This window comes from Halomonas sp. SCS19, assembly GCF_040147015.1.
Classification (GTDB): domain Bacteria; phylum Pseudomonadota; class Gammaproteobacteria; order Pseudomonadales; family Halomonadaceae; genus Halomonas; species Halomonas litopenaei.
The window spans coordinates 1,314,622-1,331,331 of the sequence record NZ_JAMSHN010000001.1 but is presented as its reverse complement, the minus strand read 5'-3'; the positions used below and the strand labels follow the sequence as shown (position 1 = coordinate 1,331,331).

Here is a 16,710-nt window from a genome sequence, read left to right as displayed (position 1 = left end):
CGTTGGCGCCAATGAGCGTGATAGGTCGCTACTATAACATGCCAGAATCGCCGTCGCGCACCGCCTGGAGCCGAGACGGCGAAGACCGCCAAGGCGTGTCGCGCCTGCCTGCCTATACTGCCGGCACTCGGCCAGGGAGGGCTCTGTCATGGAACTTGGCTTCGCACGCTGGATGGCGTTGAACGCACTGCCTCAGGTGGGCCCACGACGGTTGGCTCGCCTGCGCCAGTTAAACCCTGACTGGCCCGGTGGCTGGCTGGCCCGGCTGCCACCCGGGGCCGCGGCGGAACTGCGCTTGTGGCTGGATCATCCCAGGCGCAGCCCGCTGACGGCGTTGATCGAGCAGGCCGAGGCGTGGCTGGCCGGCGAAGCCGGGGAGCTTCACGCCAGCCAAGCCAGCCAAGGCTCACAAGCCGCCCAAGACGGCAGCAAAGAGCGCAGCGCTGCCAATGGAGGCCGCCTCCATGAGCGGGCCGAGGCGCGCCACCTGCTGCATCCCGATCATCCGCGCTGGCCGGCCCTGCTCGACCAGATCCCGGACCCGCCGGTGCTGCTGTGGGCGCTTGGCGATCTCGATGCCCTGGTACCGCCGAGGCTTGCCCTGGTGGGGTCGCGGCGGCCCACCCGCGAAGGCTTGGTCAATGCGCGCAGTTTTGCGGTGGCGCTGGCGGAGGCCGGCTGGTGTCTGGTCAGCGGCATGGCGCTCGGCATCGACGGTGCCGCCCAGGCGGCGGCGCTGGATCTTGGGGGGCGCAGTATCGCGGTGCTGGCCGGCGGCGTCGACGTGGTCTATCCCGGCCAGCACGGCGCCCTGTATCGGCGCCTTCGCGACGACGGTGGTCTGCTGCTGGCGGAGTCTCCTCCCGGCACGCGGCCTCGCTCGGGGGATTTTCCCCGACGCAACCGCATCGTCACCGGGCTGTCCTGCGGTGTGCTGGTGGTGGAGGCCGCCGAACACAGCGGCTCGCTGGTCAGTGCCCGCCTGGCCGGCGAGCAGGGCCGCGAGGTATTGGCGCTACCCGGCTCCATCCACTCGCCCCAGGCCCGGGGCTGCCTGCGGCTGATCCGCGAGGGCGCCGCCCTGGTCAGACACCCCGACGACCTGTTCGAGGAACTGGCGTGCTGGGGGCCGCGACGCGCGACCCCGCAGTGCATTGCGGCTGGTGCCGCCGATGGTCGTGTAGTTCGCCATGTAGATGGTCCTGTAGATAGCTCTGTCGATAATCCTGTCGATAGTCCTCTAGACAGCGCCTCCGAGCGCTCCACGGCAAGGCCCGCGCCTTCCCCGGGTCGCAAGCTGCTCGATCTGCTGAGCGCCACCCCGTTGGCGGTGGACGATCTGATGGGGCTGGCGGGATGCGATGTGGCCGCCTGCCAGCGTGAACTGACGCTGCTCGAGATCGCAGGACAGGCCGGGTTGGTGGCCGGCGGCTGGGTGCGCCTGGATGGGGGCAAGGGCTAGCCGCCCGATGACGAGGCCCGGCCGAACAGGGTGCCCATGGCCGTGGGGGAACGGGCGGATCGCCTACGTCGGCGGCGACAGCGGCGTGCGACGCAAGTCCCGACGCCGTGCTAGCATGGCGCAACGATACTCCCTACCCTGATCTTTCGATTCGGTACCGATTCAGATAACGACCCCATGAGTGATTCCGATTCCTCCCTCGTGCCCGTCGTCGACGCCCTGCGTCGTGGCGGTGTCATTGCCTATCCCACCGAGGCCGTCTGGGGCCTGGGCTGCGATCCCGACAACGAAGAGGCGCTGACCCGGCTGTTGCGCCTGAAGCGCCGTGACCCGGCCAAGGGGGTGATCCTGATCGCCGCCACCATCGAGCAGTTTGCTCCCTGGCTCGAAGGATTGCCGGCCGACCTTCATGCGCCTCTTGTCGCCAGCTGGCCGGGCCCCAACACCTGGCTGGTGCCGGACAATGGTCGCACCCCGTCGCTGGTACGAGGCTGCCACGACAAGGTGGCGCTGAGGGTCAGCGATCATCCCGGTGTACAGGCGCTGTGTCGTGCCTTCGGCGGGCCGCTGGTGTCCACCTCGGCCAACCGGGCAGGAGAAGCGCCGGCCATGAGTGAAGCGGACATTCGGCGAATCTTCGGCAACGAGCTGGACGCGGTCGTGCCGGGAGAGCTGGGCGGCAATCCTCGCCCCAGCACCATCCGTGACCTGCTAAGCCGCGAGACCCTGCGCCACTGACATGGCTCTCGGCCCGGCCCTGGGCGCACCTTTTTACGCATCGCTTTTGTTCATCGTTTTTACTCATCGCTTTTTACTTAACAACAGGAGCAGACGTGTCCGAGCCCAATCTCGAAGAGGTCAAACGCTACCTGCTGGAATTGCAGGATCGCCTGTGCGAGGCCCTGGCCGAGGCCGACGGCGAAGGGCGCTTCCATGAAGACGACTGGGTGCGTGAGGAAGGCGGCGGCGGCCGTTCCCGGGTCATCGAGGAAGGCGCGCTGTTCGAAAAGGGCGGGGTCAATTTCTCCCACGTCCACGGCGCGACCCTGCCCCCGGCGGCCACCGCAGCACGACCGGAACTCGCCGGGCGCGGCTTTCAGGCGGTGGGGGTGTCCTGGGTGCTGCATCCGCGTAATCCCCACGTACCCACCAGCCACGGCAATGTGCGCTTCTTCATCGCCAGTGCCGAGGGCGAGGCGCCGGTATGGTGGTTCGGCGGCGGCTTCGATCTGACGCCCTACTACCCCCAGTTTGAAGACGCCTGTCACTGGCACCGGGTGGCCCATGAGCTGTGCCAGCCGTTCGGTGACGACGTCTACGACCGCTACAAGCGCTGGTGCGACGACTACTTTTTCCTCAAGCACCGAGGCGAGACCCGTGGTGTCGGCGGTCTGTTCTTCGATGACCTCAACGAGGGGGGCTTCGACCGCTGCTTCGCGTTTCAGCGCGCGGTAGGGGATGGCTTCCTGAACGCCTATCTGCCCATCGTGGAACGTCGTCGCGATACCTCCTGGGGCGAGCGCGAACGTGAATTCCAGCTGTATCGGCGAGGTCGCTACGTGGAATTCAACCTGGTCTGGGACCGTGGCACCCTGTTTGGCCTGCAGAGCGGCGGTCGCACCGAGTCCATCCTGATGTCGATGCCGCCGCTGGCGCGCTGGCAGTACGACTACCAGCCGCAGCCCGGCTCTCCCGAGGCGGCGCTGGATGCCTATCTGGTGCCCCGGGACTGGCTTGGTGAAGAGGCCTCGAGCCAAGCGCGATGACCGTCAGCGGTCACAATGCGGCATACGACAACGTCAAGAGCGAGGTTAACCGTCCGATGAACGATCGTTACTGTGTGTTCGGCAATCCGGTGGGGCATTCGAAATCGCCGGTGATCCACAGCACCTTTGCCGAGCAGACCGGTGAATCGCTGGAATACACCGCCATCGAGGCGCCACTGGAGGACTTCGGCGGAGCCTGGCGCGCCTTTGTTGCCGAAGGCGGGCGCGGCGCCAATGTGACGGTGCCGTTCAAGGAAGACGCCTACCGGCTGTGCGACAGCCTGAGCGAACAGGCGCAGCGGGCCGGGGCGGTCAACACCCTGACGCTCAAGGCCGATGGCAGCGTCGAGGGTCACAATACCGATGGTATTGGCCTGGTGGCGGACCTGGAGCGCCAGCAGGTAAGGCTTGAGGGTGCACGTATCCTGGTGCTGGGTGCCGGAGGCGCGGTGCGCGGCGCGCTGGAAACGTTGCTGTCGCGACGTCCCGCCTCGCTGCGGCTGGCCAACCGCACCGCCGCCAAGGCCGAGGCGCTGGCGCGGGATTTCGCCGACCTGGGCCCCGTGATGGGCGGCGGCTACGACGCCGTCGACGAGCGCTATGACCTGGTCATCAACGGCACCAGCGCAAGCCTTGCCGGGGACCTGCCGCCGCTGCCGGAGGATCTCTTCAACGAGGGGGCTGTCGCCTACGACATGATGTACGGCGCCGAGCCGACGGTGTTTCTGGCCTGGTCGGCCGAGCGAGGGGCGAGCACCAGCGATGGTCTCGGCATGCTGGTGGAACAGGCGGCGGCGGCCTTTGAACGCTGGCGTGGCGTCACGCCGGACACCGGCCCACTGCATCGAAAGCTGCGAGCAGAGCTCGACGCCGGCTGAAGCCGCTTTCGCGGACACATCCGCAGCAACGACAACGGCGCCTCTGGCTCACTGCCATGGGGCGCCGTTGTCGTTGGGCGTCGATGTCGTCGGTCAGGAGCCGTCAGCCCCTGGTCGTCAGTCACCAGCCGCGCGCCACGATTCAGCCGCGTCGACGGTAGAGCCCCAGCATGCACAGCCCCAGCCCGACCACCGACACCAGCAGGCCGCCGTTGACCAGCCAGGGGCTGCGGACGATCCAGGGAACGAAGGGCGACGGCGTGTCGCCACAGTGGCCGGCCAGGTAGTTCCAGTGGCCCTGGTCGACCAGTTCGCACTGGCGGATATCGCCGAGTTCCACAAAGAACAGGGTCAACAGCACCACAATGGGCACGACGAGCAGGATCAGGCCGAGCCTGGTGGAGGTGAGTTTCATGGCACCAACGAAGCGTGGAAGTGACGGGAGCCGAGGCCTCCAGGAATAGAGGCCTCGGCGATAGATGCCCCCTTGTCAGCAGCCTGGGGACGGGCTGCAGGGCCTGGGCTGTTCTGATTCAGGGCGCCTTGCAGCTGGGCGTCAGGCCACGGGCCTGGGCTGTTCTGGTTCAGGGCGCCTTGCAGCTGGGCGTCAGGCCACGTGCCTGGGCTTGCTCGTAGCGGGCCATGGCGTCGTTCATGCCCGCCTCGAGCCCGGCGATACGGTTGCCGTGTGCCGGGTGGGTGGACATCCACTCCGGCGGCTGCCCGCCGCCGGCGGCGCTCATGTTCTGCCACAGCTGGACGCTGGCGCGGGGATCGAAGCCGGCGTCGGCCATCAGCTGCAGGCCGATGGTGTCGGCCTCGCTCTCGTGACTGCGCGAGAACGGCAGCAGGATGCCGTACTGGGCGCCCATGCCCATGGCCGCCATCAGCTGGTCGCTGCCGGTGACCCCCTGGGAGCCGAGGGCCGTACCGACCACCGACATGCCAAGCTGGGTCGCGCTTTCGGTGGAGGCGCGCTCGTTGGCGTGGTGGGCCAGCACGTGGCCGATCTCGTGGCCGATGACGGTGGCCAGCTGGTCCTGGTTGGTGGCGACGTCGAGCAGGCCGGTGTTGACCCCCACGTAGCCGCCCGGCAGGGCAAAGGCGTTGGCGTCCTCGGACTCGAACACCTTGACCTGCCAGTTCTGATTGCGCTGGTCTTCCGGCAGCGCCTGGACCACGTTGCGGGTCACGCACTGCACGTACTCGAGCTGGCGCCCGCTCACGGTGGGCAGCTCCTGCTGGTACTGGTCGAAGGCCTGGGCCCCCATCTGGCTGAGCTGCTGTTCGTCTAGCAACAGCATCTGGGAGCGACCAGTGGGTGAGGTGGAACAGGCAGCAACGGTAACCATCAGGGCGCAGGCGCCCACGGCCTTCATCCAGCGCATGGGGGGTCTCCTTGTCATGATCCGCCGGGGTCGAGCCCGAGCGTGTAGAATCGGTGGCAACTGGCCTCAAGATACCCGGACTGCTGGAAGGGTCAACAGCAAAGGTAGTGCACGGCCGGTCGCTATCCAGCGACAGACCCTGACCGGCGGCCATCATTCGTTACAAGGACACCTGCCCCGATGGACACTCAACTCGCCCAGCGCCTGCTGGCCCTTCTCGATCGCGTCGAACCCTGGCTGCCCGAGCCCCGCCCTGCGGTGGACTGGCGTCGTGACGTCGCTGCGCTGTGGCAGCGCCACGCCCTCGGCGGGCAACTGGTGCCGGTGCCGCCTCGGGATGCCCTGAGCCTGGACGATCTGGTCGGGGTGGAGCGCCAGAAGCGTGAGCTGCTGGCCAATACGCGGGCCTTTCTGCGCGGTCTGCCGGCCAATCACGCGCTGCTGTGGGGCTCTCGTGGCAGCGGCAAGTCGTCGATGGTGCGCGCGCTGCTCAACACCCTGGCTGATGAAGGCCTGCGGCTGATCCAGGTGGACCGCCACGACCTGGCCGGACTGCCGCTGCTGGTGGAGCAGTTGCGTCACGAACCGGCGCGCTTCGTGGTGTACTGCGATGATCTGTCCTTCGAAGGCTCCGACGACGCCTACAAGGCGCTCAAGAGTGTCCTCGACGGCACCCTGACCGGCCCCCCGGAAAACGTGCTGATCTACGCCACCTCCAACCGGCGCCACCTGATGCCGGAGCATATGAGCGACAACCAGCAGAGCCACCTGACGCCGGACGGCGAGGAGCTGCACCACGGCGATGCGGTGGAGGAGAAGATCTCGCTGTCCGACCGCTTCGGGTTGTGGCTGGCGTTTCATCCGTTCAACCGGGAGACCTATCTCGATACCTGTCGCCACTGGGTCGAGCGCCTGGGCCAGCCGCAGGACTGGGATGACGAAGCGCCGGTGGCGGCCACCCGCTTCGCCACCATGAGAGGCGGACGCAGCGGCCGCTGTGCCTACCAGTTTGCGCTGGACTGGGTAGGGGCTCGTCGCCTGGCAGAGCAAGCCTGAGGCGCTGCCGCAGGCTTGCAGGCCAGGCTCAGCAGCGAGCGAGGCATGGTCTCGACATCCGGCGGCATGCGTGCACGAAAACGCCCGGTTCCTCTGGCGAGGGACCGGGCGTTTCGTTGTCGTTCAACACCAGGGGCGAAAGAGCGGCGAATGACGCCGGTGACGCTTAGCGGCGGCTCTTGCGCGCCTCCTTGGTGCGCCCCAGTTCGCGCTTCTTGGCCTTTTCCTTGTCGGAGGCTTCGGCCAGGCGGTCGTAGGGGTTCTTGCCGGAGCGGAACTCGAAGCGCATCGGCGTGCCTCGGACCTTGAGCACCTTGCGGAAGGTGTTGGTCAGGTAGCGCTTGTAGGCTTCGGGCAGCTTGTCGGTCTGGTTGCCGTGGACCACGATGATCGGCGGATTGCTGCCGCCCTGGTGGGCCATGCGCAGCTTGATCCGGCGGCCGTGGACCATCGGCGGCTGGTGCTGCTCGACGGCGTCCTGCAGCAGCGTGGTCAGACGGTTGGTCGACCAGTGGCTGTTGGCGGAGGCGAAGGCGCGCTCCAGCGACGGGTACAGGTCGCCCACGGCGGTGCCGTGCAAGGCCGAGATGAAGTGCAGCTCGGCGTAGTCGGCGAAGCCCAGACGGCGCTTGATCTCGGCGCGCATCTTGTCCTTGGCCTCGCTTTCCAGGCCGTCCCACTTGTTGACCGCCAGTACCAGCGCGCGGCCAGAGGTCAGCACATAGTCGAGCAGGTGCAGATCCTGCTCCACCAGGCCGGTGCGGGCATCGAGCACCATGATCGCGACGTGGCACTCCTTGATCGCGTCCAGGGTCTTGATGATCGAGAACTTCTCGGCCACCTCGGTGACGTTCTTGCGCCGCCGGACGCCGGCGGTATCGACCAGTACGTAGGGCTTGCCGCGACGCTCGAAGGGGATCTCGATGGCGTCGCGGGTGGTGCCGGCTTCATCGAATACCACCACCCGGTCTTCGCCCAGCAGGCGGTTGACCAGGGTCGACTTGCCCACGTTGGGACGACCGATGACACCGATGCGGATACCCTTGCTGCCGGTGTCCGCGGGGATGTCCATGTCGCGCTCGGGGAACGGCGAGAGCACCTCGTCGATCAGCGCGGTGACATTACGGCCGTGGGCCGCTGCGATGGGCCGGGGATCGCCGAGACCGAGCTGCCAGAAGTCGGCCATGGCCGAGTGTTCCTCGAGGCCGTCGGTCTTGTTGACCACCAGCCAGGTCTTCTTCTGGTTGACCCGCAGGTGGTTGGCGATGGCCTCGTCGGCGACATTGAGGCCGGCACGCGCGTCCACCAGGAACAGCACGATGTCGGCTTCGTCGATGGCCTGCAGCGACTGTTCGGCCATGGCCGCGTCGATGCCTTCTTCGTCACCGCTGATGCCGCCGGTGTCGATGACGGTGTAGGCCTTGTTGCCGAGCATACCGTTGCCGTACTTGCGATCCCGGGTGAGGCCGGGGAAATCGGCCACCAGGGCGTCGCGAGAGCGGGTCAGGCGGTTGAACAGGGTCGACTTGCCCACATTGGGCCTGCCGACCAGTGCGATCACGGGGGTCATGGGCGGATGTCCAGAGCCTCCAGGCTTCCGTCATTGGCCAGGGCGTACACGCGCTTGCCGTCGGTGAGAGGGCGCACGCTGATGCCTGAGCCGTCAATATGGGTGCGGCCGACCAGGCGTCCGCTGCTGGCGTCGATAAAGTGCACATAGCCTTCGGCGTCGCCGAGCACGATGCGGCCGTCGGCGAAGGCCGGGGCGGTCACCGAGCGACCGTAGAGGTCCTCCAGGCGCCACAGCTCGTTGCCGCTGTTGGCGTCGAAGGCGATCAGGCGGCTGGCCTCGTCGACCACGTAAAGCGTCTCGCCCACCAGCACCGGGGTGTGGTAGCTGGACAACGGCGTCGACCACAGGGTCTCGCCGCTCTGGGCGTTGAGCGCCACCAGGCGACCATTGAAGCTGGTCACGAACAGGCGGCCGTCCGGAGTCAGCACCGGCTGGCCGGCCAGGTCGACCAGACGGTCGATGTCATTCATGCCGGTGGCCACGGCGATGGTGCGCTCGGAGATCTGCTGGCCCGAGCGGTTGTCGATGATCGACAGACGGCCATTGGCAAAGCCGGCGAAGGTCACCTGATCGATGGCGGTGGGGGTGCCGGTGCTGCGCAGGGTCAGCGACGGCATATTGGCGCTGAACACCCACTGGCGGTCACCGGACAGGCGATCCAGGGCGGTCACGGTGCCGTCCACCGCCTGCACGATCAACAGCTGGGTGGTCGGCTGGGGCGCGGCCAGCACTTCGCTGGGCACACGGGTACGCCACTTGACCCGGCCATTGCGCTGGTCGAGGGCGACCACCTCGCCGTTGCGGGTGGCCAGGAACAGATCGCCGTCCACTGCGGTGATACCGCTGGAGATCGGTGATTCCAGTTCGGCTTCCCATTGGGTGTCGCCGTTGGCGGTGTTGAACGCCTCGACCAGGCCTTCCTCGTCGGCGGCGAACAGGGTGGAACCGGCCAGGGCGGGTTCGATGGGGTAGGTGGCCTCACCCAGGCCTGCGCCCACGCCTTCGCTCCAGCGGGTTTCGACCCGGGTGGACTCGGCGAAGTCCTTGAGCTCCTTGGGTGGATACTGGGGCTCGGACTTGCTGGCGCAGCCGGTCAGCAGGGCGGTCAGGGTGACGGCGGTCGCCAGGGCGATCCGGGTTCGGTTAAACGGGGTCTTCATAGGGTGGCCTCCTGATCACCGAGGTCGTCGAGCTTGAGCGAGATACCGTAGAGCGGCTGACCGCTTTCTTCGGCCAGTGACTGGGCGCTCTGCCAGGCCTCGGCGGCCTGGTCGTGCTGGCCGGTGGCGTGGTAGATGTCGCCGCGCACGTTGTCGCGCTGGGCGGCCAGGGCCTCGGGGATGTCACCGTCGAGGGTGGCAAGGGCGGTCTCGTGGTTGCCCTCGGCGCTCTGCAGGCGCGCCAGGCGCAGGCGGGCGAGGCCGGTCAGGTAACCATCGTCGCTGCCCTCGATGAGGGTCTCCAGCGACTCGCGGGCGCCCTCGACATCGCCTGCGTCGACCTCCAGGCGGGCCTCGAGCAGCAGCGCAAGCTCGCTGTACAGGGTGCCGTCGTGGTCTTCCTGCAGGGTGTCGACCAGCCCCTGGGCCTGGGCCAGGGCCCCGTCGTCGAGGCTGTCGCGGCTGGCCAGGTCAAGAAGCTGCTGGTAGCTGCTGGAGGCGGCCACGGCCTGCCCCTGCTGGTAGTCCTGCCAGGCGTTCCAGCCGAACACGCCAGCGGCGGCCAGTACCGCACCGGCGAGCAGCGAGGTGCCGTTTTCCTTCCACCAGCGCTTGATCGCCTCAAGCTGTTCTTCTTCGGTTCTCAGCTCCGCCACGGGCGGTCTCCTTCTAATGGTCGTGCCGTCACTCGGACAGCAGGCTCGTCAGGGTGGTGGCCAAGGACGCTTGCTCGACCACGCGTTGTTCGCGGTCGTCACGCAGGAACTTGATCGCCACCTGGCCGTTTTCACGTTCGTTTTCGCCGATCAGCAGGGCGAGGCGGGCACCGCTGCGATCGGCCTTCTTGATGCGGCTCTTGAAGCTGCCGCCGCCACAGTGCAATTGCACGCCAAGGGCCGGCAGCTCATCGCGCAGGCGCTCGGCCAGGGCCATGGCGTCGCCGTCGGTGCTGGCGTCCATGCCCAGCACGTAGGCGTCGAGCGGAGCGCGGGCCTCCTGCGGCACGATGTCCAGGGTCTCGAGCAGCAGGATCAGACGCTCGATGCCCATGGCGAAGCCCACCGCCGGGGTCGGCTTGCCGCCGAGCTGCTCGACCAGGCCGTCGTAGCGTCCGCCGGCGCACACGGTGCCCTGGCTGCCGAGGGCGTCGGTGGTCCACTCGAACACGGTGCGGCAGTAGTAGTCGAGACCGCGCACCAGGCGCGGGTTGATCACGTAGTCGATGCCGGCGGCGTCGAGGCGCGCGGTCAGCGCCTCGAAGTGCTCGCGGGACTCCTGATCCAGGTGATCCATCAGCTGGGGCGCCTGGCTCAGCATCTCGGCCATGGCCGGATTCTTCGAGTCGAGGATACGCAGCGGGTTGCTGGTCAGGCGGCGCAGCGAGTCCTCGTCGAGGACCTCGCGGTGCTGCTCGAAGTAGGCCACCAGGGTGTCGCGGTAGGCCGCGCGCGCCTCATTGGAGCCCAGCGAATTGAGCTCCAGGGTGACGTGATCAAACAGGCCGAGCTGCTTCCACAGGCGCGCCGACAGCAGGATGACTTCGGCGTCGATGTCCGGGCCTTCCAGGCCGTAGGTCTCGACCCCGACCTGATGGAACTGACGGTAGCGGCCCTTCTGCGGGCGCTCGTGGCGGAACATCGGGCCGGTGTACCACAGCCGCTGGGTCTGGTTGTACAGAAGGCCATGTTCCATCGCCGCGCGAACCGCGCTGGCGGTGCCCTCGGGGCGCAGGGTCAGGCTGTCGCCGTTGCGGTCCTCGAAGGTGTACATCTCCTTCTCGACGATGTCGGTGACCTCGCCGATCGAGCGGGCGAACAGGGCCGTCTGCTCGACGATAGGGGTACGGATCTCGTTGTAGCCGTAGCGCTTCATCAGCGCCTGAACCTGGGACTCGAAGTACTGCCACACCGGCGAGGCGTCGGGCAACAGGTCATTCATGCCACGGATGGCCTGGATCTTCTTGCTCAAAACTTGCTCCTTGGTCTCGCCGTAGTCACGGCCCTCGCCCGGCCTCGCCGGGCGAGAGTGTTACAGGCGAGCGATGACGTCGCGTTCTGTCGCTTCCTTCTCGGCGACCTTCTGGCGAATCAGCGCCTCGAGATCGTCGACCAGGTGGTCATTGCGCAGTTTGCTGGCGGGCTTGCCGTCGATGTAGACGAGGTTGGCCGGGGTGCCGCCGGTCAGACCCAGGTCGGCTTCCTTGGCCTCGCCGGGGCCGTTGACCACGCAGCCGATGACGGCCACGTCCAGCGGCGTCATCACATCCTCGAGGCGCTCTTCGAGGGCGTTCATGGTGCTGATGACGTCGAAGTTCTGACGCGAACAGCTTGGGCAGGCGATGAAGTTGATACCCTTGGCCCGCAGGCGCAGGCTCTTGAGCATGTCAAAGCCGACCTTGACCTCTTCGACCGGATCCGCTGCCAGCGATACCCGGATGGTGTCGCCGATACCGTCCATCAGCAGCATGCCAAGGCCGATGGAGGACTTGACGGTGCCCGAACGCAGACCGCCTGCCTCGGTGATACCCAGGTGCAGCGGCTGCTCGATGCGTGAGGCCAGGTCACGGTAGGCGGCCACCGCCATGAACACGTCGGAGGCCTTGACGCTGACCTTGAAGTCGGGAAAGTCGAGGCGATCCAGGTGATCGATATGGCGCATCGCCGATTCGACCAGGGCCGCCGGTGTCGGTTCCCCGTACTTCTTCTGCAGGTCCTTCTCCAGCGAGCCGGCGTTGACGCCGATACGGATCGGGATACCGTTGTCACGGGCGGCGGAGACCACCGCCTGGACGCGGTCTTCACGGCCGATATTGCCGGGGTTGATGCGCAGGCAGTCGACGCCGAGCTCAGCCACGCGCAGGGCGATGCGGTAGTCGAAGTGGATGTCGGCCACCAGCGGCACCTGGGTGCCCTGCTTGATGCGACCGAAGGCCTCGGCGGCGTCCATGGTCGGCACCGAGACGCGCACGATATCGGCGCCGGCCTGTTCGAGGGCACGAATCTGGCCAAGGGTGGCCTCGACGTCCAGGGTGTCGGTGTTGGTCATGCTCTGCACCGAGATGGGAGCGTCGCCCCCGACCGGTACCGAACCGACATGAATCTGGCGTGACTGGCGTCTTTTGATCGGTGAGTGCGAATGCATGGCGATCAATCACTCTCCCAGGGTAAAGCGGGCGACATTGTTTCTGCCGGCACGCTGTTGCAGGTCGACGGTTTCTCCGCCCCACAACAACTCCACGCCGGTGGCGTTGCCGACAGTCATGCGGAAGGGCGGCTCGCCCTCCACGGTGGCTTCGGTGCCCGGTGACTGCAGGCCGACGAAGACACGGGTATTGGTGCTGTCGAAGATCTCGGTCCAGGACTGCTCGTTGAAGGTCAGCTTGAGGATACGACGGCTGTCGGCAGCCGGCGCGGCCTCGGCGGCGCCCTCATCCTCGGTGCCCTGTGCATCGTCGGCGCTAGCTGTCTGCTCGGCGCTGGCGTCGTCGGCACTCACGCTTGCAGCCTGGTCGGTGCTGTCGTTGGCGCTGTCGTCAGCGGGCTCGCTGGCTTCGGCGGCAGCCGCTTCGGTGGCCGCCACGGTGCTCGGCGTCGAGGCGCCAGGCTCGGCGCCGGCGCTTTCTGCAGCGCTGTCGGCGGAGGCCTGCTCGCCATCGACCAGTCCCATCTCGCTGTCCTCGGCGGGCAGCGGGGGCAGGTTGTCGTCGCCCTCGGTGCCCTCGTCGCTGACCGCGGCGTTGCCGTCGATGGTGTCCACCGAGACCGGGCCGTTGTCGCTGACCTCGGGCGGCTCGCTGCCACCACGGCTCTGCCACCACATCAGGGTCAGCCCGATCAGGCCGGCGATGACCACCAGGGTCATCAGCCGAAACAGCCAGGCGCCCAGGCGCGAGGGGGGCTTGTTGATGTACACCGGGGTGACCTTGCGCTCGACTTCCTCGTTGCCCATGCGCGCTTCGTACAGCGCCATCACCCGGCCGACATCGACGCCGAGCAACTGGGCGTAGCTGCGCAGGTAGCCGCGTCGGTAGGTCACCACCGGCACTTCATCGTAGTTGTCGATCTCCAGCCCCTCGATCACGGCGGGACGGAGGTTGAGGGCTGCCCCGACTTCCTCGCGGGTCAGCCCCTGGCTCTCTCGTTCATGGCACAGCAAGGCGCCGGGAGAGGCGTCCCCGGAGGGCGTTTTGGACAAGGAGACCTCGGAGTCGGTGTACTGACTGTCGCTCATGGCTGAGCTTCCTTCATCGTGTAAACAGTGATCAAAGCGCGCGTGAAGGCTGGTCGGGTTCGGCCGATGTCCGGGCGCCGGTGTCGGCGTCTCCCAGGCTAGCGGCAAGCTGCCTGGCGGCGGTGGTCCATCCCGCCTGGCTCACGAAGCGATCCAGCTGTGATCGGGCGCGCATAAGGTTGCCCTGTGCGTATTCCAGTTCGGCGAGGGTCAAGTGGCTCGCGGGCAGGCTCGAGTCGATGCGTTGGGATCGCTCCAGCGCCGCCCTGGCCGTCTCGACCTCGCCGAGTTCCCACCGGCAGCGTCCCAGGTTGGCAAACAGCTGGGCCCGGTGGGCATAGTGTATATCGTGACTGGCCTGTTCAAGCTGCTCGCAGGCCTCACCGGTTTGCCCCCGATCATACAGGAAGGCGGCGTAATTGTTGCGTGCCCGGGTGAAGTTCGGGTCTTCATCGAGGGCGCGTCGAAAGAACTCGTCCGCCAGCGCCGCTTCCCCCTGGCGTTGGTGAATCAGTGCCAGGGCCTGCAGCGCGGCGGCGTCATCGGGATCGAGCGAGACGGCGCGATCGAGTGCCGCCGTGGCGCGGGGAAGGTTGCCCTGGTGCAGGTAGGCTTCGCCGAGGTTGCGATAGGCGACGGCGGGGGACTCGTCGGACTGGGGCACGGCGACGGCGCAGCCGGCAAGCGTCAGGGGAAGCGCGATGGCCAGTCCGATGACCAGGCCGCGCAGGCCGGCGCTTGAGCTGTCTGCCTGGCACGTCATGGCGTTGTCGTACTCCCGCTGCTTGGCCGTGGCGGGAAGGCGTCTGGCGACACCCGCCCGTGGGCAGGAAAAGGCCCGAATATCAAAGCGCCATGCCGGAATGAAGTCAAGACGGCAGGGTCAGTCGGCGTCGATCTGGATCGACTGAATGTAGCGTTCGTGACGACGCGTACGATCCTTGACCCGTCCTACCAGCTGGCCGCAGGCAGCGTCGATGTCATCGCCCCGGGTCGAACGGATCGGCGCGGTATGACCCAGTTCGTAGAGCCAGCGCTGGAAGCGCATCACCTGGTTGCGGGAGGGCTTCTCGTAGCCGGAATGGGGGAAGGGGTTGAAGGGGATCAGGTTGATCTTGCAGGGCAGTTCCTTCAACAGTTCCGCCAGTTCACGGGCATGCTCCTGCTGGTCGTTGACGTCCTTGATCACCGTGTATTCGATGGTGACCTGGCGGGTGTCGTCGCACTTGGCCAGGTAACGGTGGCAGGCGTCCAGCAGTGAGCGGATGTTGTACTTGCGGTTGAGCGGTACCAGTTCGCTGCGCAGCGCATCATTGGCGGCGTGCAGCGAGATCGCCAGGCTGACGTCGAGTTCGTCGCCCAGGCGGTCGAGCATCGGTACCACCCCGGAGGTGGACAGGGTGACACGGCGTTTCGACAGGCCGTAACCCTGATCGTCGAGCATCAGCTTCATCGCCGGCACGACGTTGTCGTAGTTCATCAAGGGTTCGCCCATGCCCATCATCACCACGTTGGTGACCGGACGATTGGCGCTGTCCTTGCGTGAGCCGCCACTGTTGGAGGCGACCCATACCTGGCCGATGATCTCGGCGCTGGTGAGGTTGCGCTGAAAGCCTTGCTTGCCGGTGGAGCAGAAACTGCAGTCCAGCGAGCAGCCGACCTGGGATGACACACACAGGGTGCGGCGCTTGCCGTTGTCGGCGGGGATAAGCACGGTTTCGACGTAGCTGCCGTCCTCGACCTCCACTACCCACTTGCGCGTCCCGTCCTTGGAGGCGCCTTCATAGACGACCTTGGGACCGCGTACCTCGGCGGTTTCCTCGAGGCGTGCGCGCAGCGCCTTGGACAGGTTGGTCATGGCGGCGAAATCGTCGACGCCTTCGTGGTGAATCCATTTCATCACCTGGGCGGCACGGAACTTCTTCTCGCCGATGGAGAGGAAGAAGGCTTCCATCTCTTCTCGGGTCATGCCGAGCAGGTTGACGCGTTGGGGAGCAGCGGTGGTGTTCATGGCAGGTTCAGCGGGTCGGTGGGCAGAAAGGAGCGAACGGATGCCAGGGGCATCCGTTCACCGATGGGGCCGCAATCACGAGGGTCGGACCCCGACGCCCTTAGCGCGGGCAGATCTCGTCTGCGCCGAAGAAGTAGCTCACTTCGCGCTCGGCGGACTCGGGGGAGTCGGAGCCGTGGACGGCATTGGCGTCGATGGAGGAGGCGAAGTCGGCGCGGATGGTGCCGGCGTCGGCTTCCTTCGGGTTGGTGGCGCCCATCAGCTCGCGGTTCTTGGCGATGGCGTTGTCACCTTCCAGCACCTGCACCACGACCGGACCAGAGGTCATGAAGGACACCAGGTCGCCGAAGAAGGGGCGTTCCTTGTGCTCGGCGTAGAAGCCTTCGGCCTGCTCCTGGGACAGGTGAACCATCTTGGCGGCGACGACCTTCAGTTCGGCCTTCTCGAAGCGCGTGATGATCTCGCCGATGACATTCTTGGCGACGGCGTCGGGCTTGATGATGGACAGAGTGCGCTCTGTAGCCATGAAACTCTCCAGTAGTTGGGCCCAGGAAGTGGGCATGGATGCCAGGTAGATGGCGTCGCGCCGCCCCGGGGACCGGGGCGGCGCGACGCGGGAAAACGAAGCGATGCGGCGTGTTGCGCCGAAGAGCGCAGATTATAGCGTCCTCGTGGCGCCTTGAACACAATTGTTCGTCGCTGCGCCGGCGAGTTCTGCCGCGATCACGGCGAATTCAGACGGTAAAGCTCTCGCCGCAGCCGCACTCGTCCTTGACGTTGGGATTGTTGAAACGGAAGAACCGGTTCAGCCCCTCGTTGACGTAGTCGACCTCGCTGCCGTCGAGCATCTCGAGCGCTTCCGGGGCGACATAGACCCGAGCGTCGTGCTCCTCGAACAGGGCATCGTCGGCCTGGACGTCGTCGGCGAAGTCGAGGACGTAGCTGTAGCCGGAGCAGCCGCTGGGCTTGACCGAGACCCGCAGTCCAAGCCCCTGGCCTCGCTCGTCGAGCACGCGGCGGATCTGGTCGGCCGCGGCGGGGGTGATCTTCAGGTGTGCCATATCATTCTCCTGGGTCGGGCGCTGCCGCCTGGGCGGCAGTCACCGAAACTGTCTCTGTCGTGCGCTGCCCGTCGAAGGGTGATGTTCTCAAGGCATGTCTCAAGGCATGGCGCGGGGCTCAGGCC

The 16,710-nt window shown here is 66.7% G+C and carries 17 protein-coding genes; 5 read left to right on the top strand and 12 right to left on the bottom strand.

The features are described 5' to 3' along the window. The first annotated feature begins 148 nt into the window (after positions 1-148). From dprA to aroE, 4 genes are all read left to right on the top strand, one after another. Positions 149-1,462, top strand: a complete 1,314-nt coding sequence (dprA, locus tag NFH97_RS05575; protein ID WP_349624537.1) for a DNA-processing protein DprA — start codon at positions 149-151, stop codon at positions 1,460-1,462. Positions 1,463-1,639: 177 nt separating this feature from the next. Next, positions 1,640-2,200 (top strand): L-threonylcarbamoyladenylate synthase type 1 TsaC, encoded by a 561-nt coding sequence (gene tsaC, locus NFH97_RS05570; RefSeq protein ID WP_253029253.1) that lies wholly within the window; start codon positions 1,640-1,642, stop codon positions 2,198-2,200. 95 nt (positions 2,201-2,295) lie between these two features. Continuing rightward, complete coding sequence (gene hemF / locus NFH97_RS05565; RefSeq protein WP_108448514.1) at positions 2,296-3,228, top strand: oxygen-dependent coproporphyrinogen oxidase; 933 nt, start codon at positions 2,296-2,298, stop codon at positions 3,226-3,228. A gap of 56 nt (positions 3,229-3,284) precedes the next feature. Further along, positions 3,285-4,106, top strand: a complete 822-nt coding sequence (gene aroE / locus NFH97_RS05560; protein ID WP_349624536.1) for a shikimate dehydrogenase — start codon at positions 3,285-3,287, stop codon at positions 4,104-4,106. 142 nt (positions 4,107-4,248) lie between these two features. Here aroE and NFH97_RS05555 read toward each other — a convergent pair whose 3' ends face one another. Together NFH97_RS05555 and NFH97_RS05550 are read right to left on the bottom strand one after the other, a co-directional pair. Continuing rightward, positions 4,249-4,521 carry a hypothetical protein gene (locus tag NFH97_RS05555; RefSeq protein WP_045992739.1) on the bottom strand — a complete coding sequence of 91 codons (273 nt, stop codon included), beginning with the start codon at positions 4,519-4,521 and terminating at the stop codon, positions 4,249-4,251. Positions 4,522-4,690: 169 nt separating this feature from the next. Continuing rightward, positions 4,691-5,494, bottom strand: coding sequence for a M48 family metallopeptidase (locus tag NFH97_RS05550; protein ID WP_108131243.1), 804 nt, complete (start codon positions 5,492-5,494; stop codon positions 4,691-4,693). 180 nt (positions 5,495-5,674) lie between these two features. Between NFH97_RS05550 and NFH97_RS05545 the strand changes: the two genes are divergently transcribed. Then, positions 5,675-6,550 (top strand): ATP-binding protein, encoded by an 876-nt coding sequence (locus NFH97_RS05545; protein ID WP_045992741.1) that lies wholly within the window; start codon positions 5,675-5,677, stop codon positions 6,548-6,550. 166 nt (positions 6,551-6,716) lie between these two features. Here NFH97_RS05545 and der read toward each other — a convergent pair whose 3' ends face one another. The 10 genes from der to NFH97_RS05495 all read right to left on the bottom strand — a co-directional run bounded on the left by der (position 6,717) and on the right by NFH97_RS05495 (position 16,585). Next, complete coding sequence (gene der / locus NFH97_RS05540; RefSeq protein ID WP_045992742.1) at positions 6,717-8,120, bottom strand: ribosome biogenesis GTPase Der; 1,404 nt, start codon at positions 8,118-8,120, stop codon at positions 6,717-6,719. After that, positions 8,117-9,283 (bottom strand): outer membrane protein assembly factor BamB, encoded by a 1,167-nt coding sequence (gene bamB / locus NFH97_RS05535; protein WP_349624535.1) that lies wholly within the window; start codon positions 9,281-9,283, stop codon positions 8,117-8,119. The genes der and bamB overlap by 4 nt, the downstream gene beginning before the upstream one ends. Further along, positions 9,280-9,939, bottom strand: a complete 660-nt coding sequence (locus NFH97_RS05530; protein WP_045992744.1) for a YfgM family protein — start codon at positions 9,937-9,939, stop codon at positions 9,280-9,282. Before NFH97_RS05530 ends, bamB begins: the two co-directional genes overlap by 4 nt. A 28-nt stretch (positions 9,940-9,967) precedes the next feature. Next, complete coding sequence (gene hisS / locus NFH97_RS05525) at positions 9,968-11,251, bottom strand: histidine--tRNA ligase (protein WP_261395062.1); 1,284 nt, start codon at positions 11,249-11,251, stop codon at positions 9,968-9,970. 60 nt (positions 11,252-11,311) lie between these two features. Further along, positions 11,312-12,424, bottom strand: coding sequence for a flavodoxin-dependent (E)-4-hydroxy-3-methylbut-2-enyl-diphosphate synthase (ispG, locus tag NFH97_RS05520; protein ID WP_045992780.1), 1,113 nt, complete (start codon positions 12,422-12,424; stop codon positions 11,312-11,314). 9 nt (positions 12,425-12,433) lie between these two features. Then, on the bottom strand, positions 12,434-13,513 hold the full coding sequence (locus NFH97_RS05515; RefSeq protein WP_222515679.1) for a RodZ domain-containing protein: 1,080 nt from the start codon (positions 13,511-13,513) through the stop codon (positions 12,434-12,436). A gap of 31 nt (positions 13,514-13,544) precedes the next feature. Further along, positions 13,545-14,276, bottom strand: a complete 732-nt coding sequence (gene pilW, locus NFH97_RS05510; protein ID WP_349624534.1) for a type IV pilus biogenesis/stability protein PilW — start codon at positions 14,274-14,276, stop codon at positions 13,545-13,547. Between the two features lie 120 nt (positions 14,277-14,396). Further along, positions 14,397-15,524, bottom strand: coding sequence for a dual-specificity RNA methyltransferase RlmN (gene rlmN / locus NFH97_RS05505; RefSeq protein ID WP_222515677.1), 1,128 nt, complete (start codon positions 15,522-15,524; stop codon positions 14,397-14,399). A gap of 100 nt (positions 15,525-15,624) precedes the next feature. Then, positions 15,625-16,050 (bottom strand): nucleoside-diphosphate kinase, encoded by a 426-nt coding sequence (ndk, locus tag NFH97_RS05500; RefSeq protein WP_045992747.1) that lies wholly within the window; start codon positions 16,048-16,050, stop codon positions 15,625-15,627. 208 nt (positions 16,051-16,258) lie between these two features. Continuing rightward, complete coding sequence (locus tag NFH97_RS05495) at positions 16,259-16,585, bottom strand: HesB/IscA family protein (RefSeq protein WP_045992748.1); 327 nt, start codon at positions 16,583-16,585, stop codon at positions 16,259-16,261. Positions 16,586-16,710 lie beyond the last annotated feature (125 nt).